This is a genomic window from Arenimonas aestuarii, assembly GCF_054781715.1.
Genome location: NZ_BAAGTW010000004.1, coordinates 325,917 through 352,711 on the forward strand (window position 1 = coordinate 325,917; position 26,795 = coordinate 352,711).

Annotated in this window: 26 protein-coding genes; 15 read left to right on the forward strand and 11 right to left on the reverse strand. The window is 68.8% G+C overall.

Annotated features, from left to right (window positions below; genetic code table 11):
• The first annotated feature begins 18 nt into the window (after positions 1 to 18).
• From alr to ACYVJH_RS02385, 7 genes are all read left to right on the forward strand, one after another.
• Positions 19 to 1,164: an alanine racemase gene (gene alr, locus ACYVJH_RS02355; protein WP_460453050.1), complete on the forward strand. Its 1,146-nt coding sequence runs from the start codon at positions 19 to 21 to the stop codon at positions 1,162 to 1,164.
• A gap of 45 nt (positions 1,165 to 1,209) precedes the next feature.
• Entirely contained in the window at positions 1,210 to 2,781 is a 1,572-nt protein-coding gene (locus ACYVJH_RS02360; protein ID WP_460453051.1) for a cryptochrome/photolyase family protein, read from the forward strand.
• 32 nt (positions 2,782 to 2,813) lie between these two features.
• Positions 2,814 to 3,554 (forward strand): SDR family NAD(P)-dependent oxidoreductase, encoded by a 741-nt coding sequence (locus tag ACYVJH_RS02365; RefSeq protein WP_460453052.1) that lies wholly within the window; start codon positions 2,814 to 2,816, stop codon positions 3,552 to 3,554.
• A gap of 6 nt (positions 3,555 to 3,560) precedes the next feature.
• Positions 3,561 to 5,009, forward strand: a complete 1,449-nt coding sequence (locus ACYVJH_RS02370) for a cryptochrome/photolyase family protein (protein ID WP_460453053.1) — start codon at positions 3,561 to 3,563, stop codon at positions 5,007 to 5,009.
• A 47-nt stretch (positions 5,010 to 5,056) separates the two neighbouring features.
• A complete protein-coding gene (locus ACYVJH_RS02375) occupies positions 5,057 to 6,520 on the forward strand; it encodes a WS/DGAT/MGAT family O-acyltransferase (protein WP_460453054.1) in 1,464 nt (487 codons plus the stop codon).
• Complete coding sequence (gene msrA, locus ACYVJH_RS02380) at positions 6,510 to 7,136, forward strand: peptide-methionine (S)-S-oxide reductase MsrA (RefSeq protein WP_460453055.1); 627 nt, start codon at positions 6,510 to 6,512, stop codon at positions 7,134 to 7,136. The genes ACYVJH_RS02375 and msrA overlap by 11 nt, the downstream gene beginning before the upstream one ends.
• A gap of 194 nt (positions 7,137 to 7,330) precedes the next feature.
• A complete protein-coding gene (locus ACYVJH_RS02385) occupies positions 7,331 to 8,002 on the forward strand; it encodes a DUF3667 domain-containing protein (RefSeq protein WP_460453056.1) in 672 nt (223 codons plus the stop codon).
• 15 nt (positions 8,003 to 8,017) lie between these two features.
• Here the strand turns inward: ACYVJH_RS02385 and ACYVJH_RS02390 are convergent, their stop codons facing one another.
• From ACYVJH_RS02390 to aptA, 3 genes are read right to left on the reverse strand one after another with little or no spacing between them, the layout of a single operon-like run.
• A complete protein-coding gene (locus tag ACYVJH_RS02390) occupies positions 8,018 to 9,520 on the reverse strand; it encodes a CoA-acylating methylmalonate-semialdehyde dehydrogenase (RefSeq protein WP_460453057.1) in 1,503 nt (500 codons plus the stop codon).
• A gap of 3 nt (positions 9,521 to 9,523) precedes the next feature.
• A complete protein-coding gene (gene ald, locus ACYVJH_RS02395; RefSeq protein ID WP_460453058.1) occupies positions 9,524 to 10,639 on the reverse strand; it encodes an alanine dehydrogenase in 1,116 nt (371 codons plus the stop codon).
• Positions 10,640 to 10,690: 51 nt separating this feature from the next.
• On the reverse strand, positions 10,691 to 12,055 hold the full coding sequence (gene aptA / locus ACYVJH_RS02400) for an omega-aminotransferase AptA (protein WP_460453059.1): 1,365 nt from the start codon (positions 12,053 to 12,055) through the stop codon (positions 10,691 to 10,693).
• A gap of 106 nt (positions 12,056 to 12,161) precedes the next feature.
• On the opposite strand from aptA, the gene ACYVJH_RS02405 reads away from it, so the two are divergent.
• Positions 12,162 to 12,707 carry a cupin domain-containing protein gene (locus tag ACYVJH_RS02405; protein WP_460453060.1) on the forward strand — a complete coding sequence of 182 codons (546 nt, stop codon included), beginning with the start codon at positions 12,162 to 12,164 and terminating at the stop codon, positions 12,705 to 12,707.
• 8 nt (positions 12,708 to 12,715) lie between these two features.
• Positions 12,716 to 14,218: an aldehyde dehydrogenase gene (locus ACYVJH_RS02410; protein WP_460453061.1), complete on the forward strand. Its 1,503-nt coding sequence runs from the start codon at positions 12,716 to 12,718 to the stop codon at positions 14,216 to 14,218.
• Positions 14,219 to 14,313: 95 nt separating this feature from the next.
• On the opposite strand, the gene ACYVJH_RS02415 is transcribed toward ACYVJH_RS02410, so the two are convergent.
• A complete protein-coding gene (locus tag ACYVJH_RS02415) occupies positions 14,314 to 14,733 on the reverse strand; it encodes a DoxX family protein (RefSeq protein WP_460453062.1) in 420 nt (139 codons plus the stop codon).
• 66 nt (positions 14,734 to 14,799) lie between these two features.
• On the opposite strand from ACYVJH_RS02415, the gene ACYVJH_RS02420 reads away from it, so the two are divergent.
• Positions 14,800 to 15,693, forward strand: a complete 894-nt coding sequence (locus tag ACYVJH_RS02420) for a LysR family transcriptional regulator (protein WP_460453063.1) — start codon at positions 14,800 to 14,802, stop codon at positions 15,691 to 15,693.
• On the opposite strand, the gene ACYVJH_RS02425 is transcribed toward ACYVJH_RS02420, so the two are convergent.
• The 5 genes from ACYVJH_RS02425 to ACYVJH_RS02445 are packed head-to-tail and all read right to left on the reverse strand — an operon-like array spanning position 15,690 to position 17,995.
• On the reverse strand, positions 15,690 to 16,091 hold the full coding sequence (locus ACYVJH_RS02425) for a DUF1801 domain-containing protein (protein WP_460453064.1): 402 nt from the start codon (positions 16,089 to 16,091) through the stop codon (positions 15,690 to 15,692). The genes ACYVJH_RS02420 and ACYVJH_RS02425 overlap by 4 nt on opposite strands.
• Positions 16,092 to 16,120: 29 nt before the next feature.
• Complete coding sequence (locus ACYVJH_RS02430; protein ID WP_460453065.1) at positions 16,121 to 16,591, reverse strand: SRPBCC family protein; 471 nt, start codon at positions 16,589 to 16,591, stop codon at positions 16,121 to 16,123.
• A gap of 21 nt (positions 16,592 to 16,612) precedes the next feature.
• Positions 16,613 to 17,134 (reverse strand): SRPBCC domain-containing protein, encoded by a 522-nt coding sequence (locus tag ACYVJH_RS02435; protein ID WP_460453066.1) that lies wholly within the window; start codon positions 17,132 to 17,134, stop codon positions 16,613 to 16,615.
• A 3-nt stretch (positions 17,135 to 17,137) separates the two neighbouring features.
• On the reverse strand, positions 17,138 to 17,599 hold the full coding sequence (locus tag ACYVJH_RS02440) for a VOC family protein (RefSeq protein WP_460453067.1): 462 nt from the start codon (positions 17,597 to 17,599) through the stop codon (positions 17,138 to 17,140).
• 33 nt (positions 17,600 to 17,632) lie between these two features.
• On the reverse strand, positions 17,633 to 17,995 hold the full coding sequence (locus ACYVJH_RS02445) for an ArsR/SmtB family transcription factor (RefSeq protein ID WP_460453068.1): 363 nt from the start codon (positions 17,993 to 17,995) through the stop codon (positions 17,633 to 17,635).
• Between the two features lie 258 nt (positions 17,996 to 18,253).
• Between ACYVJH_RS02445 and ACYVJH_RS02450 the strand changes: the two genes are divergently transcribed.
• Both ACYVJH_RS02450 and ACYVJH_RS02455 read left to right on the forward strand, forming a co-directional pair.
• The gene (locus ACYVJH_RS02450) at positions 18,254 to 18,796 is read left to right on the forward strand and encodes a hypothetical protein (protein WP_460453069.1); all 543 of its coding nucleotides are present in this window, start codon (positions 18,254 to 18,256) and stop codon (positions 18,794 to 18,796) included.
• Positions 18,797 to 18,864: 68 nt separating this feature from the next.
• Positions 18,865 to 20,367 carry an FAD-dependent oxidoreductase gene (locus ACYVJH_RS02455; protein ID WP_460453070.1) on the forward strand — a complete coding sequence of 501 codons (1,503 nt, stop codon included), beginning with the start codon at positions 18,865 to 18,867 and terminating at the stop codon, positions 20,365 to 20,367.
• Between the two features lie 30 nt (positions 20,368 to 20,397).
• Here ACYVJH_RS02455 and ACYVJH_RS02460 read toward each other — a convergent pair whose 3' ends face one another.
• Together ACYVJH_RS02460 and ACYVJH_RS02465 are read right to left on the reverse strand one after the other, a co-directional pair.
• On the reverse strand, positions 20,398 to 21,687 hold the full coding sequence (locus ACYVJH_RS02460; RefSeq protein WP_460453071.1) for an NAD(P)/FAD-dependent oxidoreductase: 1,290 nt from the start codon (positions 21,685 to 21,687) through the stop codon (positions 20,398 to 20,400).
• A gap of 1 nt (position 21,688) precedes the next feature.
• Positions 21,689 to 23,056, reverse strand: a complete 1,368-nt coding sequence (locus tag ACYVJH_RS02465; RefSeq protein ID WP_460453072.1) for a glutamine synthetase family protein — start codon at positions 23,054 to 23,056, stop codon at positions 21,689 to 21,691.
• Between the two features lie 134 nt (positions 23,057 to 23,190).
• Between ACYVJH_RS02465 and ACYVJH_RS02470 the strand changes: the two genes are divergently transcribed.
• From ACYVJH_RS02470 to ACYVJH_RS02480, 3 genes are read left to right on the forward strand one after another with little or no spacing between them, the layout of a single operon-like run.
• Positions 23,191 to 23,961: a gamma-glutamyl-gamma-aminobutyrate hydrolase family protein gene (locus ACYVJH_RS02470; RefSeq protein ID WP_460453073.1), complete on the forward strand. Its 771-nt coding sequence runs from the start codon at positions 23,191 to 23,193 to the stop codon at positions 23,959 to 23,961.
• A 5-nt stretch (positions 23,962 to 23,966) separates the two neighbouring features.
• The gene (locus ACYVJH_RS02475) at positions 23,967 to 25,352 is read left to right on the forward strand and encodes a glutamine synthetase family protein (RefSeq protein ID WP_460453074.1); all 1,386 of its coding nucleotides are present in this window, start codon (positions 23,967 to 23,969) and stop codon (positions 25,350 to 25,352) included.
• Positions 25,353 to 25,366: 14 nt separating this feature from the next.
• Positions 25,367 to 26,740 (forward strand): aspartate aminotransferase family protein, encoded by a 1,374-nt coding sequence (locus ACYVJH_RS02480; RefSeq protein ID WP_460453075.1) that lies wholly within the window; start codon positions 25,367 to 25,369, stop codon positions 26,738 to 26,740.
• The last annotated feature ends 55 nt before the right edge of the window (positions 26,741 to 26,795 follow it).

Consider the following 26,795-nt stretch of genomic DNA (forward strand, 5'->3'; position numbering starts at 1 on the left):
CCAGGCTAGAATCCGGACATGGACCCCGCCGCCCACCGCGACGACATCTTCGGCCAGCGGCCCACGCGCATCCGCGTGGACCTGGACGCGATCTCGCACAACCTGCACGCCCTGGCCGCCCACGCCGGCGTGCCGGTGATGCCGATCATCAAGGCCAACGCCTATGGCCACGGCCTGGCGCGCGTGGGCCTGCACCTGCAGGCCTTGGGCGCGGGCCAGCTGGGCGTGGCCTTTCTGGAGGAGGGCATCGCGCTGCGGCGCGCCGGGGTGCGGCTGCCGATCCTGGTGATGGGCGGCATCTTCGGCCCGCAGGCGGCCACGGTGATCGCCAACGACCTGGAAGTCACCGTGTCCTCGATCGACAAGCTGCGCCAGGTCGAGGCCGCGGCCGAGTCCCTGGGCCGGCGTGCCACCGTGCACCTGAAGATCGACACCGGCATGGAACGCATCGGCGTGCACAGCTACCACGCCGGGCCCTTCATCGAGGCGGCGCTGGCCTCGCCGTGGTGCGACATCAAGGGCATCTATTCGCACCTGGCCTGCGCCGACGACCCGGAATCGCCGGTGACGGCGCGCCAGCTCGAACGCTTCCTCGGCGCCTGCGCCCACTTCGAACGGGTCGGGGCGCCGATGCCCCTGCGCCACCTGGCCAACTCCGGCGGCGTGCTGCATTTCCCGGAAACCCACCTGGACATGGTCCGGCCCGGCATCGCGCTGTTCGGCGTGCTGCCAGACCGCGCGTCCCGGCCCGCGGTGGACCTGCGGCCGGCGCTGTCGCTGGTATCCCAGGTCGTGTACTTCAAGGTCGTGCCGGCCGGCGATCCGGTCAGTTATGGCGCCACCTGGGCACCCGCGGCCGACACCCGGGTGGTGACGGTGCCGATCGGCTACGGCGATGGCTTCCCGCGGGCGCTGTCCTCGCGCGGCCACGTGCTGGTGCGTGGCCAGCGCCATCCCATCGTCGGGCGCATCTGCATGGACCAGTTCATGGTCGACATCGGCCCGACCGGCACCGCCTACAACGAAGACGAAGTGGTGCTGATCGGCCGCCAGGGCGACCAGGTCATCCGCTGCGAAGACGTGGCCCTGGCTGCCGGCACCATTCCCTACGAAATCCTGGTCGGCCTCAACGGCCGCATCCCGCGCGAATACAGCGGCGGCTGAGCCGCCTTGCCGCCGCCTGCACGGCGCCGGCGCGACACTGCGGCGATGTCAGATCCCCTGCGCCACCTGGTGCTGGTCCTGGGTGACCAGCTCGACCGCGATTCCGCGGTTTTTGATGACTTCGACCCGGCCACGGACGCGGTGTGGATGGCCGAGGTCGAGCACGAAGCGACCCAGGTCTGGTCGGGCAAACCGCGCATCGCGCTGTTCCTGGCCGCGATGCGGCGCTTCCGCGATCAACTGCGGGCGCGGGGCTGGACCGTGCACTACCGCGCCCTGGGCGAACACGACGCCACCGGCCTCGACGACGCCCTGGCGGCCGACCTGGCCAGCCTGCGTCCGCGCAAGGTAGTCGCCGTGCGGCCCGGCGAATGGCGCCTGGCGCAGTCGCTGCCGGCGGTGTGCAAGGCCGCCGGCATCACCTGGGTCGAGGTCCCGGACCGCCACTTCTACTGCGACGGCGATGACTTCAGCGCCTGGGCCAGGGGCCGGCGCGAATACCGCATGGAGCACTTCTACCGCTGGCTGCGCCGGCGCGAAGGCGTGCTGCTCGACGACGGCGAACCGGCCGGCGGCCGCTGGAACTTCGACGCCGCCAACCGCGGCCGCTTCGACCGCCGCGGACCGGGTTGGCTGCCGGCGCCACGCTCCTTCGCGCCCGATCCGCGAACCCGCGAGGTGCTGGCCCTGGTCGAAACCCGCTTCGCGGGACATCCGGGCAAGCTCGACGGCTTCGACTGGCCGCTGGACCCGGGCCAGGCCCGCGAGGCCCTGGACGATTTCATCGTGCACCGGCTGCCGCTGTTCGGGCGCTACCAGGACGCGATGTGGGCCGGCGAACCCTGGCTCTACCATTCGCGGCTGTCGGCGGCGATGAATCTCAAGCTGATCGGGCCGCGCGAGGTCGTCGCGGCGGTGGAGCGCGCCTGGCGGGACGGCCAGGTGCCGATCGAAGCCGCCGAAGGTTTCATCCGGCAGGTGCTGGGCTGGCGCGAATTCGTGCGCGGGGTGTACTGGCTTCGCATGCCCGGGTTCCTCGAGCAGAACGTACTGGGCGCCGACCAGCCGCTGCCGGCCTTCTACTGGACCGGCGACACCCGCATGGCCTGCCTGCGCGACGCGCTGCGGCACACGCTCGACCTCGGCTACGGCCACCATATCGAACGCCTGATGGTGCTTGGCCTGTTCGCCCTGCTGCTGGGCGTGCGGCCCAAGGAGGTGCACGCCTGGTTCCTGGCCGTGTACGTGGACGCCGTGGAGTGGGTGGAACTGCCCAACGTGCTGGGCATGGCCCTGTACGCCGACGGCGGGCGCATGGTCAGCAAGCCCTACGCCGCCTCGGGCAAGTACATCCAGCGCATGTCCAACCACTGCAGCGGCTGTCGCTTCCGGCCGGACGAATCCACGGGCGAGTCGGCCTGCCCGTTCACCACGCTTTACTGGGACTTCCTGGTCCGCCACCGCGAGCGTTTTGAACGGCATCCGCGCACCGCCCTGCAGTGGTCGCACCTGGGGCGCCGGCCGGCTGCCGAACTCGAGGCGGTGCAGGCGCAGGCGGCCATGATCCGCGCCCGCCTTGCCGACGGTTCACGGCCGGAACACGGGGACGACGGCTAGGCTGTGCAGCATCTCCTGACGCGGAAACAACCATGCCCACCTGCCTGATCACCGGCGCCTCCGGCGGCGTCGCCACCACCCTGGCCAGCCGCCTGCGCGACGCCGGCTGGCGCCTGGCCCTGGTGACCCGCCAGCCCGACAAGCTGTCGTCCGACCCGGCCGACCTGGTCATCGAAGCCGACGTGTCCACCGCCGCCGGCGCCGACCATGCGCTGGCGGCCGCCGAAGGCGCCTTCGGCGCGCCGCCAAACGCCCTGGCGCACTGTGCCGGCGCGGTGGTGCTGGGCTCGCTGCCGCGCACTACCGAAGCGATGTACCGCGACTGCCTGGCCGCCAACCTCGACAGCGCTTTCTTCATTGCCCAGGCCTACGCACCGCGCGTGCAGAAGGCAGGGCAGGGCGGCAGCCTGCTGTTCTTCAGTTCGGTGGCCGCGGGCATGGGCGTGGCCAACCACGCCGCGATCGCGGCCGCCAAGGGCGGCGTCGAAGGCCTGGTACGGGCGCTGGCGGCGGATTACTCCGCGGCCGGCCTGCGTATCAACGCCATCGCCCCCGGCCTGCTGCGTACGCCGGCCACTGCCCGCCTCCTGTCCAGCGAGGCGTCGACCAAGGCCATCCGCTCCCAGTACCCGCTGGGCCGGCATGGCGAAGCCGAAGACGCTGCGGCGCTGGCTGCATTCGTGCTGTCGGACGAGGCCGGCTGGATCACCGGCCAGGTGATCGCCCTGGACGGCGGTTTCCAGGCCGTGCGGCCGATGGTGCGGGCGGGCTGAAGACGCATGTCCCACGCCATCGTCTGGTTCCGCCGCGACCTGCGCCTGGCCGACAACCCGGCCCTGCAGGCGGCGCTGGACGCCGGCCACGTGCCGGTACCCGTTTACATCCACGCGCCCGACGAAGAAGCGCCCTGGGCCCCCGGTGCCGCCAGCCGCGCCTGGCTGCACCGGTCGCTGCGGGCGCTCGACGCCGACCTGCGCGCACGGGGTTCGCGCCTGGTGATCCGCCGGGGCGAGAGCCTGGCCGAACTGGAGAAGCTGATCGCGGAAACCCGCGCCGAGGCCCTGCATTGGAACCGTCTGTATGAGCCGGCCTGCATCGCCCGCGACACCCGCATCAAGCAGGGCCTGAAGTCGCGTGGCCTGGAGGTCGAAAGCCACAACGGCGCGCTGCTGGTCGAACCCTGGGCGGTGCAGACCGGGCAGGGCGGTCCCTACCGCGTATTCACTCCATTCTGGAAAAACGCCCGCCAGGTGCTTGAAACGGTGCGCGCCGCGTCCGCGCCCGAACGCCTGCCCGAGCCGCCGGCGACGCTGGCCGGCCTGGACACGGAGGACCTGCGCCTGTCGCCGCCGGCCCACGAGCCGGCCTGGGACAGCGTCTTCTGGGAGCACTGGAGCCCAGGCGAGGCCGGGGCGCAGGAGTTGCTGGAAATCTTCCTGGACGGCGCCCTGAACGGTTACAAGCGCCAGCGCGACATGCCGGGCCGGGTTGGCACCTCGCGCCTGTCGCCGCACCTGCACTTCGGCGAGATTTCGCCTCGAACGATCGTCGCCGCGCTGCAGGCAGGCGACTGGCCGGCGGCGATCCGGCCCGACCTGGACCACTATCTTTCCGAGCTGGGCTGGCGTGAATTCAGCCACCACCTGCTGTTCCATTTCCCGGACACGCCCACCGACAACCTCAATCCGAAATTCGGGGAGTTCCCCTGGGCCGATCCCGACCAGGCGCTGCTCGAAGCCTGGCAGCAGGGTCGCACGGGCGTGCCGATGGTGGACGCGGGTATGCGCGAACTCTGGTCCACCGGCTGGATGCACAACCGCGTGCGCATGGTGGCGGCGAGTTTCCTGACCAAGAACCTGCGCATGCACTGGCGCCACGGCGCCGACTGGTTCTGGGACACCCTGGTCGACGCCGACCTGGCCAACAACACCCAGGGCTGGCAGTGGACCGCCGGCACCGGCGCCGATGCCGCGCCGTATTTCCGCATTTTCAGCCCGATCTCGCAGACCCAGCGCTTCGACCCGGACGGCGCCTATCTCCGGCGCTGGCTGCCGGAGCTGGCGAAACTGCCCGATTCGGCGCTGGCGGCGCCCTGGGAACAGCCCGGGTTGCTGCGCGAAAAGGCACCCGACTACCCGCGCCAGCCGCTGGTGGACCTGCGTACCAGCCGCGAGGCCGCGCTGGCCGCCTACGCGTCGGTGCGTGCCGACGGTCCCGCCCGGCGTTGACGCCCTGGCGCCGCGGCCGGCATCCTGCCCGGAACCGGGGAGGAAACATGGCCGTGGCGCGCAGCAAGGGTAAGAAGACGCCGATGTCCCGGGTGGACACCGCCTGGCTGCGCATGGAGCGCGCCACCAACCTGATGATGATCACCGGCGTGATGATGTTCGAGACCCCCCTCGACATCCGCACCCTGCGCAAGGTGATCGAGCAGAAGTTCCTGGCCTATCCGCGTTTCCGGCAAAAGGCCGTGGACGGGCCGACGGGCGCGTTCTGGCAGGACGACCCGGATTTCGACCTCGACTGGCACATCCGCCTGACCGCATTGCCGGGCAAGGGCGGCAAGCGCGAGCTCGAGCGCCTGACCAGCCAGTTGGCCTCGACGCCGCTCGACAAGTCCAAGCCACTCTGGCAATTCCACCTGGTCGAACGCTACGACGGTGGCTCGGCCCTGATCTCGCGCATCCACCACTGTTATGCCGACGGCATCGCCCTGGTGCAGGTGCTGCTGTCGCTGACCGAGATGGGCGAGGACGACAAACGCAAGCAGTCGCTGGCCAAGCGCTGGCTGAAAAAGGAAGAACACGCCCCCGTGGCCAAGCGCGTGGGCGCGATCGACCGCTACGTGCAGCTGGGCAACAAGATGCTCGAGAAGGGCATGGATTTTTACCGCGACCCGACGCTGGCCGCCGTGCTGGCCAGCGAGGGCGTGGACATCGCCCGGGAAATCGGCCTCGCCCTGGCGCTTTCCGACGATCCCGACACCGTGCTCAAGGGCCGCCTGGGTGTCAGCAAACGCGTGGCCTGGGCCGAGCCGCTGGCGCTCGACGAGGTCAAGTCGGTCAGCCGGGCCCTGCGCTGCACGGTCAACGACATCCTGCTGGCTTCGGCCACGGGTGCCCTGCGCAGCTACATGATCGAACGCGGCGAGCAGCTCGACGGCATCACCATCCGTGCCACCGTGCCGGTGAACCTGCGGCCGCTGGAGCACGCCAAGCAGCTGGGCAACCACTTCGGGCTGGTGTTCCTGGAGCTGCCCGTGGGCGAACCCAACCCGATGCGCCGGCTCGAGCGCGTGGCCGAGTCCATGAAACTGCTGCGCAAGTCGCGGCAGGCCGTGGCCACGTTCGGCGCCCTGGCGGCGGTGGGCATGGCGCCGCCGGCGGTCCAGTCCTTCGCGCTGGAGATGTTCAGCCGCAAGGCCTCGGCGGTGGCCACCAACGTGCCCGGGCCGCAGATGCCGCTTTACCTGGGTGGCAGCAAGATCCGCGACCTGATGTTCTGGGTGCCGCAGAACGGCTCGATCGGGCTGGGCATCTCCATCCTGAGCTACAACGGTGCCGTGCATTTCGGCCTCATCGCCGACGCCAAGCTGATGCCCGACCCGGACTCGGTGATCCGTCGTTTCCGCCCGGAATTCGAGAAGCTGCTCTACCTGGCGCTGATGGCGCGCTGGGAAGGCGAGTTCTGCGCCGAGGCCGCCGAAGCCCTGATGCAGGAAACCCCGCATGGCGAATGAGTCCTGCGAACTCCCCGGCCAGGGCCTGCGCGTGCCGCCCTCGGACGTGCCCGACCCGGCCCAGGACATCGCGGCCGCCGACGACCGCGGCGAGCTGGTGCTGGCCGGCGGTTGTTTCTGGTGCACCGAGGCGGTGTATCGCCAGCTGGCGGGCGTCACCGAAGTCCTGCCCGGTTATGCCGGTGGCAGCGCCGACACCGCCAACTACGAGGCCGTGTGCAGCGGCCGCACCCGGCACGCCGAAGCCATCCGCATCCGCTACGACCCGGCCCGCATCAGTTTTGGCCAGTTGCTGAAGGTGTTCATGGCGGTGGCGCACGACCCGACCCAGAAGGACCGCCAGGGCAACGATGTCGGCCCGCAGTACCGCTCGGCGATCTTCCCGCTCGACGCCGACCAGCGCTACGTCGCCGGCGCCTACCTCGCACAGCTGGAGCAGGCGGGCGTGTACGCCGCGCCGATCGCGACCACCATCGAGGACATGGACACGTTCTTCGTGGCGGAAAGCCACCACCACGACTACGCGGCGCGCAATCCCGGGCAGCCCTACATCCAGTACGTGTCGATGCCGAAAGTAGAGAAGCTGGTGCGCTATTTCCCGGGAAAAATCGGCTAAGGGCATCGCGGCTGGAGCCGCGCCTGCGCGGCGTCGGACGGCGCGGGCGAGCCTCAGGCCAGGCGCTCAGACCGTTCATGGGATGCGGAATTCTCCCGCGGGCTGGTGCGCCGGAAGGCCATGCCCTATGTTGGCCTGCCCATCCCCGAATGGCGACGCCCTTGCAGCCACCTTCCACGCCCCCGCGCCTGACGATGAGAGCCTTCTGGCGCGACTTCGGCGACGAGGTTTTCAATCTCGAGCGGGGGCTGCCCTGGACCTTCGCCCGCCTGTGCCTCGCCCCGGGCGCCCTGATCCGCGGCTACATTGTCGATCGCGACCAGCGCATCGTCAGGCCGCTGCGCTATTTCCTTGTCTGCTTCGCCCTGGCGGCGCTGGTGTTCCAGGGTTTCGGTGCGGCCGAAAGCGCCCATGACGGTTTCATGCGTGGCGCCGGCGCCGGGCAAGCCAATGAAGAAGCGCTGGTGGCGATGTGGGGAGTGCTCGAACGGATCGAGTGGCTGTTCCTGTTGGTCGTCATGCCTGCCCTTGCCGGTGCACTGTGCGTGGCTTTCCGGAAACATCGGCCCGGGTTCGCGGAGATGTGGGTGCTGTGCCTGTACTTGCTCGGTCACGTGCTCGTGATCGAAGCGGTGGTGCTGGTGCTCGATGAGTGGTTGCATGTCCCCGGCATGGCGCCGGTCGCGCTGCTGCTGCCCCTGGTCCTGTACGCCGCCACCTGCATCGGCTATTTCCCGGGCAACGCCTGGGCACGCCTGGCACGGGCGCTGCTCGCCGCGCTGGTCGGGGGTTTTTTCACGGTGGTCGGTATCCTGGCGATCCTGATGGGCGTCGGCATCGTGCAGGGCATTCTCGACGCCAGCTGACGTCGGGGCGTCGCTTCACTTCATCGTCGGCATCACGAACTCGGGGTCGCGCACACCGGTGGGCCAGCGGGCGGTGATGGTTTTCAGGCGCGTGTAGAAGCGCACGCCATCGGGGCCGTGCACGTGCAGCGGGCCGAACAGGCTGCGTTTCCAGCCGCCGAAGCTGTGGAAGGCCATCGGTACCGGGATCGGCACGTTGATGCCGACCATGCCCGCCTGCACGCGGTGCGCGAACTGGCGGGCGGCGTCGCCGTCGCGGGTGAAGACCGCGGTGCCGTTGCCGTATTCGTGCTCGTTGACCAGGGCCAGCGCGGCCTCGAAGTCCGCTACCCGCAGCACGCAAAGCACCGGCCCGAAGATTTCCTCGCGATAGATGCGCATGGCCGGCCTGACCCGGTCGAACAGGCAGCCACCGAGGAAAAAGCCGTCCGGCGCGCCCGCGACCACCAGGTCGCGGCCGTCCACCACCAGCGTGGCGCCTTCGGCGACGCCGGTGTCCACGTAATCGCGCACCTTGTCGCGGTGGGCCGCGGTGATCAGCGGACCCATGTCCGGTTCGCCCTGGTTCCCGGGGCCGATGCGCAGGCTTTCGACCATGGGCCCGAGGCGGGAAACCAAGGCATCGGCGGTGGCGTCACCGACGCAGACCGCCACCGAGATCGCCATGCAGCGTTCGCCGGCCGAGCCGTAGGCCGCGCCCAGCAGGGCCGCCGCGGCCTGGTCGAGGTCGGCGTCGGGCAGCAGCACCATGTGGTTCTTGGCGCCGCCCAGGGCCTGCACGCGTTTTCCGTTCGCCGAACCGCGCGAATAGATGTACTGGGCGATCGGCGTCGAGCCGACGAAGCTGATCGCCTGCACCCGCGGGTCATCGAGCAGGGCGTCCACCGCGGCCTTGTCGCCGTGCACCACGTTGAAAACGCCGTCGGGCAGGCCGGCTTCCTTCAACAGCCTGGCCAGGATCATCGACGGCGTCGGGTCGCGTTCGCTGGGCTTGAGCACGAAGCTGTTGCCGCAGGCCAGGGCCACCGGGAACATCCACATCGGCACCATGCACGGGAAGTTGAACGGCGTGATGCCGGCGACCACGCCCAGCGGCGCGAATTCGGACCAGGAATCGACGTCGCGGCCGACGTCCATGGAGTGTTCGCCCTTGAGCAGCTGCGGCGCGCCGCAGGCGAACTCGACCACTTCGATGCCGCGGGTCACTTCGCCGCGGGCGTCGGCCAGCACCTTGCCGTGTTCGGCGGTGATGGCGGCGGCCAGTTCGTCGGCGTGCTGCTCGAGCAGGGCCTTGTAGCGGAACAGCACCCGGGCCCGGGCCAGCGGCGGCGTGGCTGCCCAGGCCGGGAAGGCCGCCTGCGCGGCGGCCACCGCTGCCGACACCTCGTCGGCCGAAGCCAGGGCCACCTGCGCCTGCACGGCACCGGTGGCCGGGTCGAAGACCTCGCCCCACCGCCCCGACGTTCCATCCCGCGGCTGGCCGTGGATGAAGTGCGGGATGCGGCGGGGGTCGGCCATGGCTCAGCCCTTCAGGGCCGTGGCGGCCGGCACGTACTCGTAGCCCAGGTCGCGGGCGACGGCTTCGTAGGTGATCTTGCCGGCGTGCACGTTCAGGCCGTTGAGCAGGTGCTCGTCGTCGAGCATCGCCTGCACGCCCTTGTTCGCCAGCTTCACCGCATAGGGCAGGGTGGCGTTGGTCAGCGCGAAGGTCGAGGTGCGGGCGACGCCGCCGGGCATGTTGGCGACGCAGTAGTGGATGATGCCGTCCACTTCGTAGGTCGGGTTCTGGTGGGTGGTGGCCTTGGAGGTTTCGAAGCAGCCGCCCTGGTCGATCGCCACGTCCACCAGCACCGAGCCGGGCCGCATCAGCGCCAGCTGCTTGCGGGTGATCAGCTTGGGCGCGGCGGCGCCCGGGATCAGCACGGCGCCGACCACCAGGTCGGTGAAGGGCAGCAGGTATTCCACGGTGTCGACGGTGGAATACAGCGTGGTCATGCGGTCGCCGTAGAGTTCGTCGATGTACTTGAGGCGGTCGAGCGAGCGGTCGAGGATGGTCACCCGGGCGTTCATGCCCATGGCCATGCGCGCGGCGTTGAGGCCGACGACGCCGCCGCCCAGCACCACCACGTTCGCCGGCTTCACGCCCGGCACGCCGCCCAGCAGCACGCCGGCGCCACCCTGGGCCTTCTCGAGCGCATGCGCGCCGGCCTGGATGGACATGCGGCCGGCGACTTCCGACATCGGCGCCAGCAGCGGCAGGCCACCCTTGCGGTCGGTGACGGTTTCGTAGGCGATCGCGGTGCAGCCCGACTTCACCAGGGCCGCGGTCTGGTCCGGGTCCGGGGCAAGGTGCAGGTAGGTGTAGAGGATCTGGCCCGGGCGCAGCATGGCGCACTCGACGGGCTGGGGTTCCTTCACCTTGATGATCATCTCGGCCTTGGCGAAGATCGCCGCCGCGCTGTCGACGATGCTGGCGCCGGCGGCTTCGTACATCTCGTCGGTGAGGCCGATGGCCTTGCCGCCGTCGCGCTGCACCATCACCTGGTGGCCGTGGGAGCACAGTTCGCGTACGCCGGCCGGGGTCAGGCCGATGCGGTATTCGTGGTTCTTGATTTCCTTGGGGACGCCGATAAGCATGAAACTGCCCTCCCGGGGCGGGTCTGATCTGGTGGGGAAACGATCCGCCGGTCAGGCGGTGGCGCGTATGGTAGCCGCCAACCGGTCGAAAATCCGGTCTATGTGCTCCCTGTTCAGGATCAGGGGCGGGGACAGGGCGATCACGTCCCCGGTGCAGCGCACCATCAGGTTCTGCTCGAAGAAGGCCCGGTTGAAGACCTCGTAGCCCCGCAGGCCGGGGCCCTCGGGCCGCGCCGCCAGCTCCACGGCGCCGACCAGGCCGACATTGCGGATGTCGATGACGTTGGGCAGGCCCTTGAGGGCGTGGATGGCCTGTTCCCAGTACGGCGCCATTTCGATCGCCCGCTGGAACAGGCCCTCGTTCTGGTACACGTCGAGGGTCGCCAGCGCCGCGGCGCAGGCCAGCGGATGGCCCGAATAGGTGTAACCGTGGAACAGCTCGATCGCGCCCTCCGGGCCGTGCATGAAGGCGTCGTGGATGGCCGACGTGGCGAAGACCGCGCCCATCGGCACCGAGCCGTTGGTCAGGCCCTTGGCCGTGGTGATCATGTCCGGCACCACGCCGAAACGCTGGGCGGCAAAGGCGTCGCCGACGCGGCCGAAGCCGGTGATGACTTCGTCGAAGATCAGCAGGATGCCGTGTTTGCTGCAGATGTCGCGGATGCGCCGTAGATACCCCTCCGGCGGCAGCACCACGCCGGCGCTGCCCGAGACCGGTTCGATGATCACCGCGGCGATCGTGCTGGCATCGTGCAGGGCGACGATGCGTTCGAGATCGTCCGCCAGTTCGGCGCCATGCGCCGGCAGGCCGCGGCTGAAGCCGTTGCGGGCGATGTCCAGCGTATGCGGCAGGTGGTCGACGCCCGGCAGCATGGCCCCGAAGAACTTGCGGTTGTTGACCATGCCACCGACCGAAATGCCGCCGAAACCGACGCCGTGGTAGCCCTTTTCACGGCCAATCAGGCGGGTGCGCTGGCCCTCGCCGCGCACGCGGTGGTAGGCCAGGGCGATCTTGAGCGCGGTGTCCACCGATTCCGAGCCGGAGTTGGTGTAGAAGACGTGGCGCAGCGGGTCGGGCGCGATCGCCGCCAGGCGTTCGGCCAGCACGAAGGGCAGGGGGTGGCCCATCTGGAACGTGGGCGCGAAGTCCAGGGTCGCCGCCTGCTTCTGGATCGCCTGCACGATGTGCGGGTGCCCGTGGCCGGCGTTGACGCACCAGAGGCCGGCGGTGCCGTCGAGGATTTCGCGGCCGTCGGTGCTGCGGTAATACATGCCTTCGGCGCTGGCCAGCAGGCGCGGGGTCTTCTTGAACTGGCGGTTGGCGGTGAAGGGCATCCAGAACGCGTCGGTGTGTTCCGGCGTCGCGGTCGCCTGGGCCAGGGGGTCGGCGAAAGCGGGTGTTTCGGAGGCGGACATGGCAGGGCTCGGGCAAGGTGGAATGGCTGCCGGCCACGCTATCAGCGTTGAATAAACTTTACAAAGGGTGTCAAATATTCAGCAAACCCAGCGGCGAGGTGACCCATTGGATATCGGTATCCGGCTCCAGGCCGTGCGCAAGGGCAAGGGACTGAGCCAGCGCGAGCTGGCCAAGCGGGTGGGGGTGACCAACTCCACCATCTCGCTGATCGAACAGAACAAGGTCAGCCCGTCGATCAGCTCGCTCAAGAAGGTGCTCGACGGCATTCCGATCTCGCTGGCCGACTTCTTCACCCAGGACCTGGAAGACGCCGGCGACGGCCCCTTCTACGCCAGCGCCGAACTGCCCGACGTCGGCAACAACGACATCCACTATTTCCTGGTCGGCCATCGCCGGCGCAACCGCCAGATGTGCGTGCTGCGCGAGGTCATGCCGCCGGGCAGCGACACCGGCGAATCGATGATCAGCCACGAAGGCGAAGAGGGCGGCGTGGTCGTGCAGGGCCAGGTGGAGATCACCGTCGGCGCGCAGCGCCGCGTGCTTGGCCCGGGCGAGGCCTATTATTTCGAATGCCGCCAGCCACACCGCTTCCGCAACGTTGGCAAGGATGAGGTCGTGATCATCAGCGCCAGCACGCCCCCCACTTTCTGAGACCCGCCATGACCGACCCCAAAACCCGCGCCGACTGGGAAGCGCTTGCGCAGCGCCTGTCCCCCCGGAACCAGGCCTTCATCGACGGCCGCTACGTGGACGCTGCCGGCGGCGAAAGTTTCGACTGCCTGAGCCCGATCGACGGGCGCGTGCTGACCCGGGTGGCTTCCTGCACGTCGGAAGACGTGGACCGTGCCGTGCGCGCCGCGCGCCGGGCCTTCGACGCCGGCGACTGGTCGCAGGCCAAGCCCGCCTGGCGCAAGAAGGTGCTGGTGCGCCTGGCCGAGCTGGTGCGGGCGAACGCCGACGAACTGGCCCTGCTGGAAACCCTGGACATGGGCAAGCCCATCGACGACGCGCTGAACGTGGACATGGCCGCCACCGCGCGCTGCCTGGCCTGGACCGGCGAGGCCATCGACAAGGTCTACGGCGAGATCGCCAGCACCGGCCCCGACGAACTGGGCCTGGTGACCCGAGAACCGCTGGGCGTGGTGGCCGCCATCGTGCCCTGGAACTTCCCGCTGCTGATGGCCGCCTGGAAGCTGGCGCCGGCGCTGGCGATGGGCAATTCGGTGGTGCTCAAGCCTTCCGAGAAATCGCCGCTGACCGCGATCCGCTTCGCCGAACTGGCGATGGAGGCCGGCCTGCCGCCGGGCGTGCTGAACGTGCTGCCTGGCTTCGGCAAGGACACCGGCGAGCCGCTGGCCCGGCACATGGGCGTCGACGGCCTGGTGTTCACCGGCTCAACCGCCGTGGGCAAGCACCTGCTGGTCTGCGCCGGCGAATCGAACATGAAACGTGTTTACCTCGAATGCGGCGGCAAGAGCCCGAACCTGGTCTTTGCCGACGCCCCGGACCTGGACATGGCCGCCAAGGCCGCGGCCAGCGGCATCTTCTACAACCAGGGCGAGGTGTGCACGGCGGCTTCGCGCCTGCTGGTGGAGCGCCGCATCAAGGACGAGTTCGTCGCGCGCGTCGCCCGGCATGGCGAAACCATGCAGCCCCGCCATCCGCTGGAGCCTGGTGCCCCGATGGGTGCGCTGGTGGACGAAGGCCAGACCCGCCGCGTGCTGGACTACATCGCCAAGGGCCGGGAAGAGGGCGGCCGCGTCGTGATCGGCGGCGAGCGCCTGGCCACCGTCGACGGCGGCTGCTACGTGGCGCCGACCATCTTCGACGACGTAGCCGCCAGCCACACCATCGCCCGCGAGGAAATCTTCGGCCCCGTGCTCAGCGTCATCGCCTTCGACGACGAAGCAGAAGCCCTGGCGATCGCCAACGACAGCGAGTACGGCCTGGCCGCGGGCGTGTTCACGGCCGACCTGGGCCGCGCCCACCGGGTGGCCCGCAAGCTGCGCGCCGGCAGCGTCTGGGTGAACTACTGGGACGGCGGCGACATGACCGCGCCCTTCGGCGGCTACAAACAAAGCGGCAACGGCCGGGACAAGTCCCTGCACGCCTTCGACAAATACACCGAGGTGAAGGCGACCTGGATCAACCTGGGGAGCTAGTCAGGTCCCCAGCCTGATCGCAGGGCCGCCGCCGCTCGGTTTGGCGCGGCGATGACGGTGTAGCCACCCGGCGACGGCTTGCGAATGGAAGGGCGTTACGTCGTGGGGACGAACCGGTCGCTTCGGCGAAGGGCCCAGCTGCCGTCGCCCATCAGCCAGAGCACGACCGAGGCGGCGGCGAGGAATGCCGGGTATTCCCAGCCGCCGCCGGTGGCGCTGAATACCCAGCCGTTCGGCCAATGCACCCAGGCCGCCCCAAGCAGCACCGGCACCAGTGCGAGGGCAGCCTGGCGGGCATAGATGCCCAGCACCAGGGCGATCCCGCCAGCGATCTCCGCGGCGAACACGGGGTAGGCCAACACGCTGGGCAAGCCGGCCGATGCAAAGAACTGGGCGGTTCCAGGCAAGGTGAAAACGACCAGCTTCAAGAGGGCGTGCGCGATGTACATGACGCCCAGGGACAGGCGCAGCAGGGTCGCAGCGTGATTGATGGAGGCGGGGATTGGAGGCGTCATGGCGGTCTCTTGCAGTGAAGGAGGCGCAAGACTAGGATTGCGCAGGCGCATTGGGAATACGCATTGATGCAAAAAGGGATTGCGCGGACGCAATATACCCTGACACCGGCCGACCTCGACGTTGTCCTGGCGCTCGTGCGCGCCGGCACCCTCGCCGGTGCAGGTGAGCGTTTGGGCCTGAATGCGTCCACGGTGTTCCGCAGCCTGCGGCGCATCGAAGGCGGGCTCGCGACGCCCCTTTTTGATAGGTCCCGAACCGGCTATGCGCCTTCGGAGCTGGCACTGCTTCTGGCCGAGCAGGGGGAGCAGATTGAGGCCGCCATGGAGGCTTCGCGCGCCGCCGCCCGTCACCAACCGGGCGCCGTGTCGGGCATGGTGCGCATCACCACTACCGATACGATCCTGCACGGACTGGTCGCGCCGGCGCTACCGGCGCTGCGCGCGGCCCATCCGCTGCTCGAATTCGACCTTCACACCGGCAACGAGCTCGCCAGCCTGACCCGCCGCGACGCGGACATCGCTGTGCGCGCCACCAAGAACCCGCCTGCCCATCTGGTGGGCCGCAAAGTCGGACCTATTCGCGTGGCCCTGTTTGCAAGTCCAGGGCTCAATTTGCGCGACATGGACGACGTAGCCCGCGAGGGTCCGTCGTGGATCGCCCCGGACAATGCCTTGCCCGAGCATCCGTCCGTGGTGTGGCGTCGGCGCGTGCTCCCGCGTGTAACCCCTCAATACAGGGTGTCCAGCATCCTCACCGTGGCGCATCTCGTTCAGCTGGGTCTTGGTGTCGGCGTCCTGCCGCTTTTCCTGGCGCGCGGCATGCCGGGAGTCGCTCAGATCGGTGATGTCCTGGAGGAGGCGCAAAGTGATCTCTGGCTTCTGACTCACCCGCAGGCACGCCATCTCCGGCGCGTGGCGACTGTGTACTCTCACCTGGCCGAGCATCTGCATCTCGCCTAGAGCAGTCTGATCCAGGCCCGCAGCAGACCCTGGAGGGCAGGGCCCTTGGCCTCCAGGTCCTGCCGGTCGCGGAATTCCACCAGCGCCCGGTCCGGCGCCAGCCAGGTCAGCAAACCCTCCGGATCGGCCACCGCCAGCCCGCCCGCCGGCGCCGCCTTCACCTTCGCCCCCCGGTGCAGGATCACCCCCAAGCCCTGTTTGCTGCGCAGGTGCGTGGTGGCGAAATACTCGTGCGTGCGCCAGCTGGGTGCCTTCCACTTCACGCCTTCCCTGATGGCCGGGTGTGCGGCCATCACGATGCGGCGAAGGGTCTGGATGCCGTCGTGGTGAGGGTGCTTGAGCCCGGCCATCAGGGCGTCGACGGCATCCGAGGTGTCATGGCGGCTGTCGTGGGGCATGGGCGGTTCCAGGTGGGGTGGGCGTCGGCTCAGTGCTGGACCAGTGCTTCGAGGCGGTTGAAGCAGCTGTTCCATCCTCCGCGGTGGTCGTCGCGCTCGGACTCTGACACGAAGCGCTGCTGGTGGAAGTGCATGCGGGTGCCGGCTTCGGTGTCGGAGAAGGTGACGGTGACCACCGAGTCCTGGTCGGGGCGGCGCGCCACGTCGTCCCAGACGTGGGTGAAGACGATGCGCTCGTGCGGCTCGATCGCCAGGAACTCGCCCTGCATCCACCATTCGGTGCCGCTTTCCTTGCCACGCAGGCAGACACGATAACTGCCGCCCACCCGCGGCTCGAAACGCTGGAAGGGCAGGTCGCAGCCTTCCGGGCAGAACCAGCGCGGCAGCATGGCCGCGTCGGTCCAGGCCCGGAAGACCAGGTCGCGCGGAGCGCGGAAGTCCCGGACGATGATCAGTTCGTCCTTTCCCTCGAGGGCGGCGGGTGCGGCGGTGGCGCTCATCGGCTCTGCTCCCAGGTTGGCTCAGGCGTTTTCCAGAACGGCGTCGAGCTTCTCGAAGCTCTCGCCCCAGCCTTCGTTCATGCCGGCCTTGACCAGGCCATCGCGCAGGCGGTTGTTCGGGCAGGTGATTTCCATGCGCATGCGGGTGCGGCCGTCGTCCAGCTCTTCGAACGTGGTCACGCTGGTGTTCAGCACCGGCTCGCCGCGGGCCATCTCCTCGGCCGCATGTTCCTGCAGCCACTCGGGCGGCATGCAGCTGCAGTCGTCGGTCATCACCAGGCGTTCGGGCGGCGTCACTTCGACGTAGTGGCCACGCACCGGGTAGGCATTGCCTTCGGCGTCGCGCATCACGAAGTGGTACTGGCCGCCGGCCTGTGCGCGGTTTTCGACGATCTCGGTCTGGAAGCCGTGCGGTCCCCACCAGCGTGCGAGGGCCGCGGAGTCGGTGAAGGCCTGCCACACCAGCGCGCGCGGCGCGTTGAAGTCACGGGTCAGGATGACCTTGCGGTCGGCCAGGTCGGCCTGCAGCGTCGTGCGTGCCATCGTTCAGCCCTCCCGGCTGCAGTTGACCATCCAGGGCGTGCCGAACCGGTCCACGCCCATGCCGAAGCGCGAGGCCCAGAAGGTTTCGCCCATGGGCATCTGGATCGTGCTGTCGCCTTCCATCAGGCCGGCGAAAAGACGCTCGGCTTCGGCATCGTCGGTCACCTGGACCGACACGGTGTAGTTGCTGCCGCCCTCTGCCATGCCCGGCGGGCAGTCGCTGCCCATCAGCATCATTTCACCCAGCACCAGGCAGGTGTTCATCACCTTGTCTTCGAAGCCGGGTGGCAGTTCGGGGTTGCAGCCTTCCGGCGACGACTTGGAATTTTCGTTCGGTTCCGGCGGCGCGTCGCCGTAGCGGAAGATGCCGGTGTTCTTCGCGCCCAGCACCTTGGCGTAGTGGGCGAAGGCTTCTTCGCAGTTGCCCTGGAAGTTGAGGTAGGGGTGGATCGCGGTGATGGCCATCGGGGGCTCCTGTCCGGTTGGTGTGGGTGGGGGTCAGCGGGGCTTGCGGGATCTGGGCCTGGTCGGCGGGGCGGGCTCGGCCTGCAGTTCCGCCAGGTAGGCGTCGAGGCGGTCGAAGCGGGCCTCCCAAAGCCGGCGGTAGGGTTCGAGCCAGTCGGTGGCGTCCTTCAACGGGCCGGCGTCGATCCGGCAGGGGCGCCACTGTGCCTCGCGGCCGCGGCTCACCAGGCCCGCGCGTTCGAGCACCTTCAGGTGCTTGGACACTGCCGGCTGGCTCATGGCGAAAGGCTCCGCCAGTGCGGTGACCGAGCAGTCGCCTTCGATCAGCCGCGCGAGGATGGCGCGCCGGGTCGGATCGGCGAGGGCGGCGAAGGTGGCGCTGAGCTGGTCGGCCAAGCGGGCAGTCCCTGTAAATAACCAAGTGGTTATATATAGCCGGCGACGGCAAGCGTCAAGCAGGCTGCTCAAGACCGGGTAGTACGCGCCCGATCCGCCGCTGGGGCTGGGACAAACACCGGCCGCGGCCGGGACTGGGCCCTGCGCGCGTTACACCACTAGAGATGGCCGGGATGAACCCGGTTGTCCGGGCGCCGAAGGCCGGGGCGGGCCGTTTCCGGATGTCGTCATCCGGAGAATTCGTGACTAGGGGGAACCATGTTCAGTGGAGCAACGCTCGTCCCGAACGTCGTCATTCTCCTGGTTGCAATTGGCGCCCTGGTGCTGATCCCGTATCTCGCGGCCCTGGTCACCGACCGCAACCCGCTGCCGTTCCCGGACCGGGACTACCACGTGTTTTCGGCGAGTTCGCCCTCGGCGCTCGCGGCGCTCGAACGGCTCATGCAGAACCATGGGCACCGACCACGGTTTCGCATCGATTCGGAAGAAGTTGACCGTACCGTCTTCAGCAACGGCACGATCATCAATTGCCCGCGCCCGCGGATCGCCGGCGTCTTGGGGAATCCCGGCGGTGCTCTTGGCTTTGTGGTGGATGATCCGGACGAATCGGCCCGCGAGTCGGCTCGCCAGCTCGAGCAGGCGGGCTTCCAGGCCGAGGTCATCCTGGGCGCCGAACCTGGCCTTCCCATTGCCTTCGTAAGGACGAACGCACTGATCAGCAGCGCCATCGTCTTCAGGAAGCACGTGCTGAAAATGGGCAAGAAGCCACCCGCCTGGACACCACGCGCCACCGGCCATTAGGCCCTTCAATCCTGCTAATCAATTGGCCTGCGCGGTCGGGCAGGCCCGCCAACCCGGGGGAACACGCCATGCAAAGACGCCGTTTCATGCAGACCGCATTGGGTGCCGCGGCGGTTGCCGCGCTGCCATCGTCCGCCGCGCTGGCGCAGGCCGTGCAGTCGCTTGCGAAAGTTGATGGATCCGTCGACGCCGTCAGCAACAGCGGCCGCCAGCTCACCCTGCAACAGGCCGAGCTGGAGGAACTGCGCGACAGCCTCCAGGGACGATTGCTGCTGCCAGGCCACGAGGGCTACGAAGAGGCGCGGCGCGTCCTCAATCCGAGTATCAACAAGCACCCGGCGCTGGTGGTGCAACCGACCGGCGCCGCCGACGTCATGCGCGCCGTGGATTTCGCCCGCGAGCGCGAACTGCTGGTGGCGGTGAAGTGCGGCGGACACAGCTACGGGGGCAAGTCCACCTGCGAAGGGGGTCTTCAGATCGACCTCTCGACGCTGCGTGGCACCCATGTTGATGCCGACGCCCGTCGGGCCCAGGTCGACGGGGGCAGCTTGCTGGCGTCCCTCGACCGCGAGGCGATGGCGCAGGGCCTGGTCACCACCGCCGGCACCGTGTCGCATACCGGCGTGGGCGGCCTGACCCTGGGCGGCGGCTTTGGTCGCCTGGCGCGGCGATTTGGCCTGGCGCTCGACAACGTGACCGCGGTCGACGTCGTCACCGCCGATGGCCGGCTGGTGCACGCCAATGCGGAGCAGAACCCGGACCTGTACTGGGGCGTGCGCGGCGGCGGCGGCAATTTCGGCGTCGTCACCCGTTTCGAATTCCAGCTGCATCCCATGGCGCGCACCATCGTCGGCGGCGACCTGGTGTTCCCGCTGTCGCAGCTGCGCGACGTCGTGCGCTTCTACGCCGACTATTCACGGCAGGCGCCGGACGAGCTCTACCTGGACCTCATCGCACGCTCGCCGGTCGGCAGCCCGGACGGCATGGTGGCGATGCATGCATGCTATTCGGGCCCGGAGGAGAAAGCCGAGGCGGTGCTGGCGCCGCTGTACAAGGCCGGCACGCCGATCCAGGACGGCATTGCGCGGCGCGACTACGTCGCCATCCAGCGCTCGCACGACAACGCCGACCCGCGCAACAACGCCGAGTACCTGAAATCGGGATTCATCAATGAATTCCCCGAGGCCCTGGTCGACGTCATCGCCGAGAATTTCGAAGGTTTCGTCGAGCGCGGCACCATGCTGTTGTTCCAGCATTCCGGCGGCGCCATCGGTCGCGTGCCGGCGGATGCCACGGCGTTCGCGCAGCGCAAGTCCATGGCCAACATGCTGTTCTTCGTCGAGTGGCCGCTGGCGGAATCGCCGGACCAGCACGTCGCCTACATCCGGGATCAATGGACGCAGTTCGAGCCCTTCACCGACGGCTGGTATTCGAACGAAGTGGACAAGGAGTCCGCCCAGGTGGTCAACAGCAACTACCAGGGCAACCACGCCCGCCTGGTCCAGGTGAAGAATCGCTACGACCCGGGCAACCTGTTCCGGCTCAACGCCAACATCCTGCCAAGCACCTGACCAAGGCCGGGGCCGCCAGGCGCGGCGCGCTCACCACAGCGCGTCGCGCAGCTTGTACCAGGCCATCGCCGCCACCAGCAGCGGCGTGCGCAGGGCGCGACCGCCGGGGAAGGGGCGGTGCGGGATGCGGGCGAATACGTCCAGGCGCCCGGCCTGGCCGCGGATCGCCTCGGCGATCACCTGGCCGGCCAGCCCGGTGGCGGCCACGCCATGGCCGCTGAACCCCTGCGCGAAATAGACGTTGTCGCCCAGCCGGCCCCAGTGCGGGGCGCGGTTGAGGCTGATGTCGATCAGCCCACCCCAGACCTGCTCGAAGTGCACGTCGGCCAGCTGCGGGAACACGCGGCGCATGCGCCGGGTCATCACCCCGGCCAGGCCCGGCGGGGGCAGGGTGGAATAACTGGCGCGGCCACCGAACAGCAGTCGGTGGTCGCTGCTGAGCCGGAAATAGTCCAGGGCCCAGTTGATGTCGGCCACGGCCATGTCGTTGCGGATCAGCTCACGGGCGCGTTCGGCGCCCAGCGGTTCGGTGGCGCCGATGTAGGTGCCCACCGGCATCACCCGCGCGTCCAGTTCGGGCGCGATGCCATGCACCAGCGCATTGCCGGCGAGCACAACGAAGTCCGCCTGCACCTCGCCGCCGTCGGTGCGCAGCTGCGGACGGGGCCCGCGCTGCAGCGACGTCACCCGTGATTGTCCGAAGATGCGCACGCCGGCCTGCGTGGCCGCGCGTGCCAGGCCGCGCGTGTAGTTGAGCGGGTGCAGGTGGCCGGAGCAGGGGTCGTAAAGTGCGCCGATGTAGCGCGGGCTCGCCACCACCGCCTGCAGCGGCTCGCGCTCCCACCACTGCAGGGGGTAGCCGTAGTTCTCTGCAAGGTCGGCCTGCCAGGCCTTGAGTTCGGCGACGTGCCGCGGCTTGATCGCGACATGCGCGTGGCCATCGCGCCAGTGTGCGTCGATGCCGTGTTCAATGATGCGCCGGCGGACCTGGTCGACCGCCTCCACCGACCACTTGAACAGCTCCCGCGACGCCTCCAGGCCCAGCAGGCCGGCGATCTTCGCCTGGTCGCAGCCGTAGCCGAAGATCACTTGGCCGCCGTTGCGGCCGCTGGCACCCCAGCCGACCTCGCGGGCCTCGAGCACGATGACGTCCAGTCCGGCCTGGGCCAGTTCCAGCGCGGCGGACAGGCCGGTCAGGCCGGCGCCCAGCACCACCACGTCGGCGGTCTCGCGCCCCGACAGGGACGGGTGCGCCGGACCCGGCCCCGCGCTGTGCGCGTACCAGGAGCGGGCGTGCGCGGAGGGTTCGCGCAGGCTCATGTCAGACCTGGCGCAGGTACCAGTCCACTTCCAGCGTGGTCACTTCGCGGTGGAAGCTGCGCAGCTCCTTGAGCTTCTGCTGGCCGTAGATGTGCCGGAAGCTTTCGCCGAAGTGGCGGGCGACGAAGTCGCTGGCCAGGAAATCACGCAGGGTGTCGCGCCAGAACAACTCGCGATGTTCGCCCTGTTCGTAGGCGTTGCCCACCGTCGGCGGGCCCGGGTCCGCCTTGTCGCGCAGGCCCTGCAGCATGCCGGCCAGCACCGCGGCCGTGACCAGGTAGGGGTTGGCGTCGGCGCCGGCGATGCGGTGCTCGATGCGCAGGTTGGCCGGATCCGAGTGCGGCACGCGCATGGCGACGGTGCGGTTGTTGAAGCCCCAGGCGTCGTTGAGCGGCACGAAGGCATTGAGCACGAACCGCCGGTAGCTGTTGGCGTGCGGCGCGAACATCAGCATGCAATCGGCGCTGGCCTGCTGCAGGCCGGCGATGGCGTGCCGCAGTGCGTCGGCCGGGGCGGCTGGCGTGCAGGCGAAGATGTTGTTGCCATCCCCGTCGAGCAGGCTGACGTGGATGTGCATGCCGCTGCCGGCCTGTTCGGCGAACGGTTTGGCCATGAAGCTGGCCATCAGTCCACGTTTGGCCGCGATGGCCTTGATCGCGCGCTTGAGCATCAGCGCGTCATCGCAGGCCTGCAGGGCGTCGGCGCGATGGTGCAGGTTGATCTCGAACTGACCCGGTGCGTATTCGGCCACGGCGGTGTCGGCCGGGATGCCCTGGGCCTGGCAGGCCGCGCTGACTTCGTCGGTGAAGCCGCGGTAATCGTCCAGGTCCTGGATGTAATAGACCTGCGTGCTGTGGTTGCGTTCGCCGGTGGCCGGGTTGCGCGCGACCTGGGGCCGGCCCTGGGCGTCGAGCGCGGCGTCGAGCAGGTAGAACTCCAGCTCCACCGCGACCACCGGCGTCAGGCCGAGCTCGCGGAAGCCGGCCAGCACGCGCCGCAGGACCTCACGCGGGTTGGCCTCGAACAGGCCGCCGTGGCCGTCTTCCATCTGCAGCAGCAACTGCGCCGACGGACGCTCCAGCCAGGGGACCGGGCGCAGGCTGCCGGGCACCGGACGGCACAGCCGGTCTTCGTCGCCGATGTCGTAGCCCAGGCCGGTTTCTTCGACGGTATTGCCGGTGATGTCGGTGGCGATCAGCGACATCGGCAGGCAGACGCCGTCGCGGTAGACCTTTTCCAGGGCCTGGCGGGTGATGCGCTTGCCGCGCAGCAGGCCGTTCATGTCCGGCAGCAACAGGTCAACCTGCTCGCAGTCCTGCAGCTGGGCCAGGGTGGCGGCGTCTTCGGTGGGCAGGGCGAGCTGGTTCATGGCAGGGCATCCGCGGCGGTCGCCGGAGTTTATCACCGCGGCCCGAACTGTAAAGAATAATCATCACTTTGGCCGATGCGTTGATAAAATCAAACGCCGGGGTTAAATTCGGATCTCCCCTCGTCGAGGCCCTTATGCGTTCGAGCCCGCTGGTCGGCCTGCCTTCCGATCGCAAGCAGATCGGGCCCCATCCCTTTCACGCGGTGGGCGAAAAGTACATCCGGGCCGTGGTCGATGGCGCCGGCTGCCTGCCGGTCCTGCTGCCCTCGCTGTCGCCGCCGCTGGCGCTGGGCGAACTGCTCGACCAGCTCGACGGCCTGGTCCTGCCCGGCGCCCACAGCAACATCGAACCCCGTCACTACAGCCGCGAAGCCAGCTACGCCGGCAACGTGCATGACCCGGCGCGCGACGAAAACACCCTGGCGCTCGTGCGCCTGGCGATCGTGCGTGGCCTGCCCGTGCTGGCCCTGTGCCGCGGCATGCAGGAAGTGAACGTCGCGCTCGGCGGCACGCTGCACCAGAAGGTGCATGAACTGATCGGGTTCGCCGACCACCGGGAGAACCCCGAAGATCCGCAGGGCGTGCAGTACGCGCCGGCACATCCCGTCGAGCTGGCTCCCGGTGGCTGGCTCGAGCGCATCGCGGGCGCGCGCGAGGTGTCGGTGAACTCGCTGCACGGGCAGGGCATCCGCGACCTGGCGCCCGGCCTGGTGGTCGAGGCCACCGCGCCGGACGGGCTGATCGAAGCCGTGCGCCTGGACCGCGGCAATCCCGACGCCCCCGACCCCTTCCTGCTGGCCGTGCAGTGGCATCCGGAGTGGCGGGTCACCGAGAATCCGTTCTACCTGGGCATCTTCCAGGCATTCGCCGCCGCTTGCCGGCACCGTTCGCAAAACAGGCGCTGAGCCCCATGGCCCGGAAAAAGACCAGTCCCCAGGAAGAACAGGCGCAGCAGGAAAGCGCGATCAAGCGCTGGCTCAAGGAACGGCGCATCACCGAAGTCGAATGCCTGGTGCCGGACATCACCGGCAATGCCCGCGGCAAGATCATTCCCGCCGCCAAGTTCTCGCACGACTACGGCACGCGGCTGCCCGAGGGCATCTTCGCGACCACCGTCACCGGCGACTACCCGGACGAATACGACGACCTGGTCAGCCCCTCGGACTCGGACATGGTGCTGCGGCCCGACCCGGACACCATCCGCATGGTGCCCTGGGCGACCGACCCGACCGCGCAGGTGATCCACGACTGTTTCACCAAGGACGGGCGCCCGCACGAACTGGCGCCGCGCAACGTGCTGCGACGGGTGCTGGCCCTGTACGAAGCCATCGGCCTGCAGCCGGTGATCGCCCCCGAACTCGAGTTCTACCTGGTCCAGCGAAATACCGACCCCGACTTCCCGCTGCTGCCGCCGGCCGGACGCAACGGCCGCCCGGAGACGGCGCGGCAGTCGTACTCGATCGATGCGGTCAACGAATTCGACCCCATCCTCGACCTGATGTACGACTACTGCGAGGCGATGGACCTGGACGTGGACACCCTGGTGCACGAGTCCGGCGCCGCCCAGCTGGAAGTGAACTTCGTGCACCTTGATCCGCTCTCGCGCGCCGACCAGGTGTTCCTGTTCAAGCGCACCATGCGCGAGGCGGCGATGCGCCACGGCGTCTACGCCACCTTCCTGGCCAAGCCGATGGAGAACGAGCCGGGCAGCTCGATGCACATCCACCAGAGCCTGCACAGCATGAAGACCGGAAAGAACGTCTTCTCCGCCGGCAAGTCGGGCGCGCATACCGAGGTCTTCCTCAATTACATGGGGGGCCTGCAGAAGTATGTGCCGGCCGCCATGGCCTTCTTCGGCCCCAACGTGAACTCCTACCGCCGCCTGGCCTTCGGCGAGGTCTCGCCCAAGAACGTGCAGTGGGGCTACGACAACCGCACCTGCGGCCTGCGCGTGCCGCTCGACACCCCGGAGAACGCCCGCGTCGAGAGCCGTTTCGCCGGTTCCGACGTCAATCCCTACCTGGCCCTGGCCGCGACCCTGGCCTGCGGCTACCTGGGCATCCAGGAAAATCTGCAGCCCACCGAGGCCCTGGCCGGCAGCGCCCACGCCAAGGGTTACGACCTGCCGCGTTCGCTGGAGGAAGCCATCGCCGCGCTGCGCGCCTGCAAGCCGCTGCGTGAGCTGCTGGGCGAGCGTTTCGTCCGCGCCTACACGGCCGTCAAGGACAAGGAACACCAGACCTACCTGCGCGTGATCAGCAGCTGGGAGCGTGAGTTCCTGCTGCTCAACGTCTGACCCAAGGATCCACCATGCCCGGAATCGACACCGCCACCCTGCAGCGCCTGGACGCCGCCCACCACCTGCACCCGTTCAACGACAACGCCGCCCTGGCCAAGCGCGGTACGCGCATCCTGACCCGGGGCGAGGGCTGCTACGTCTGGGATGCCGAAGGCAACCAGCTGCTCGACGCCTTCGCCGGCCTGTGGTGCGTGAACATCGGCTATGGCCGGCGGGAACTGGGCGAGGCGGCGTCGCGGCAGATGACCCAGCTGGCCTACTACAACAGCTTCTTCCAGTGCACCACCGAGCCCACGGTGCGGCTGTCGGCCAAACTGGCCGAACTCACGCCGCATGACCTCAACCATGCCTTCTTCACCAACTCGGGCTCCGAGGCCAACGACACCATCCTGCGCCTGGTCCGGCATTTCTGGGCGGTGCAGGACCAGCCGGGCAAGAGCATCTTCATCGGCCGCCACGACGGCTACCACGGCTCCACGGTGGCCGGTGCCAGCCTCGGCGGCATGAAGGGCATGCACAAGCAGGGCGGCCTGCCGATTCCCGACATCGTGCACATCGACCCGCCGTACTGGTTTGGCGACGGCGGCGACATGGACGAAGAGGACTATGGCCGCCACTGCGCGAAACGGCTCGAGGACAAGATCCTCGAGCTGGGGCCCGAGCGTGTCGCGGCCTTCATCGGTGAACCGGTGATGGGCGCCATCGGCGTCTATATCCCGCCGCGCAACTACTGGCGCGAGATCGAGCGCATCTGCCGCAAGTACGACGTGCTTCTGGTGGCCGACGAGGTCATCACCGGCTTCGGCCGCACCGGCGAGTGGTTCGCCAGCCAGACCTTCGACTTCCGACCCGATGTCATGACCCTGGCCAAGGGCATCACCTCGGGCTACATCCCCCTGGGCGCGGTGATGTTCAACGACCGGGTCGCGGACGTGCTGTCGGGCCGGGGCGGTGAGCTGGCCCACGGCTACACCTACTCGGGCCACCCGGTCTGCGCGGCGGTGGCGCTGGAAAACATCCGCATCCTTCAGGAAGAGCACATCGTCGAAACCTGCCGGAACAACATCGGGCCCTACCTGGGCGAAAAGTGGAAGGCCCTGGTCGGGCATCCGCTGGTCGGGGAAGCCCGGTTCCTGGGCATGGTCGGCGCCCTGGAGCTGGTCCCGTCCAAGCCGTCCCGGGCCTATTTCCCGGACCGGGGCAGGGTGGGGCAGCTGTGCCGCGATTTCGCCCTGCAAAACGGCCTGATCCTGCGTGCCACCAACGACGCGATGCTGCTTTCGCCGCCGCTGGTGATCAGCCGGTCCCAGGTCGACGAACTCGCCGAAAAGACCTGGAAGGCCCTGGACATGACCGCCCACGCGCTGGGCATGGCGCAGGGCTGAGCTGTGGTTATGATGTTCGAGTCGTCCAACCGCTTCAGTCACCCCGAGGGGAGTG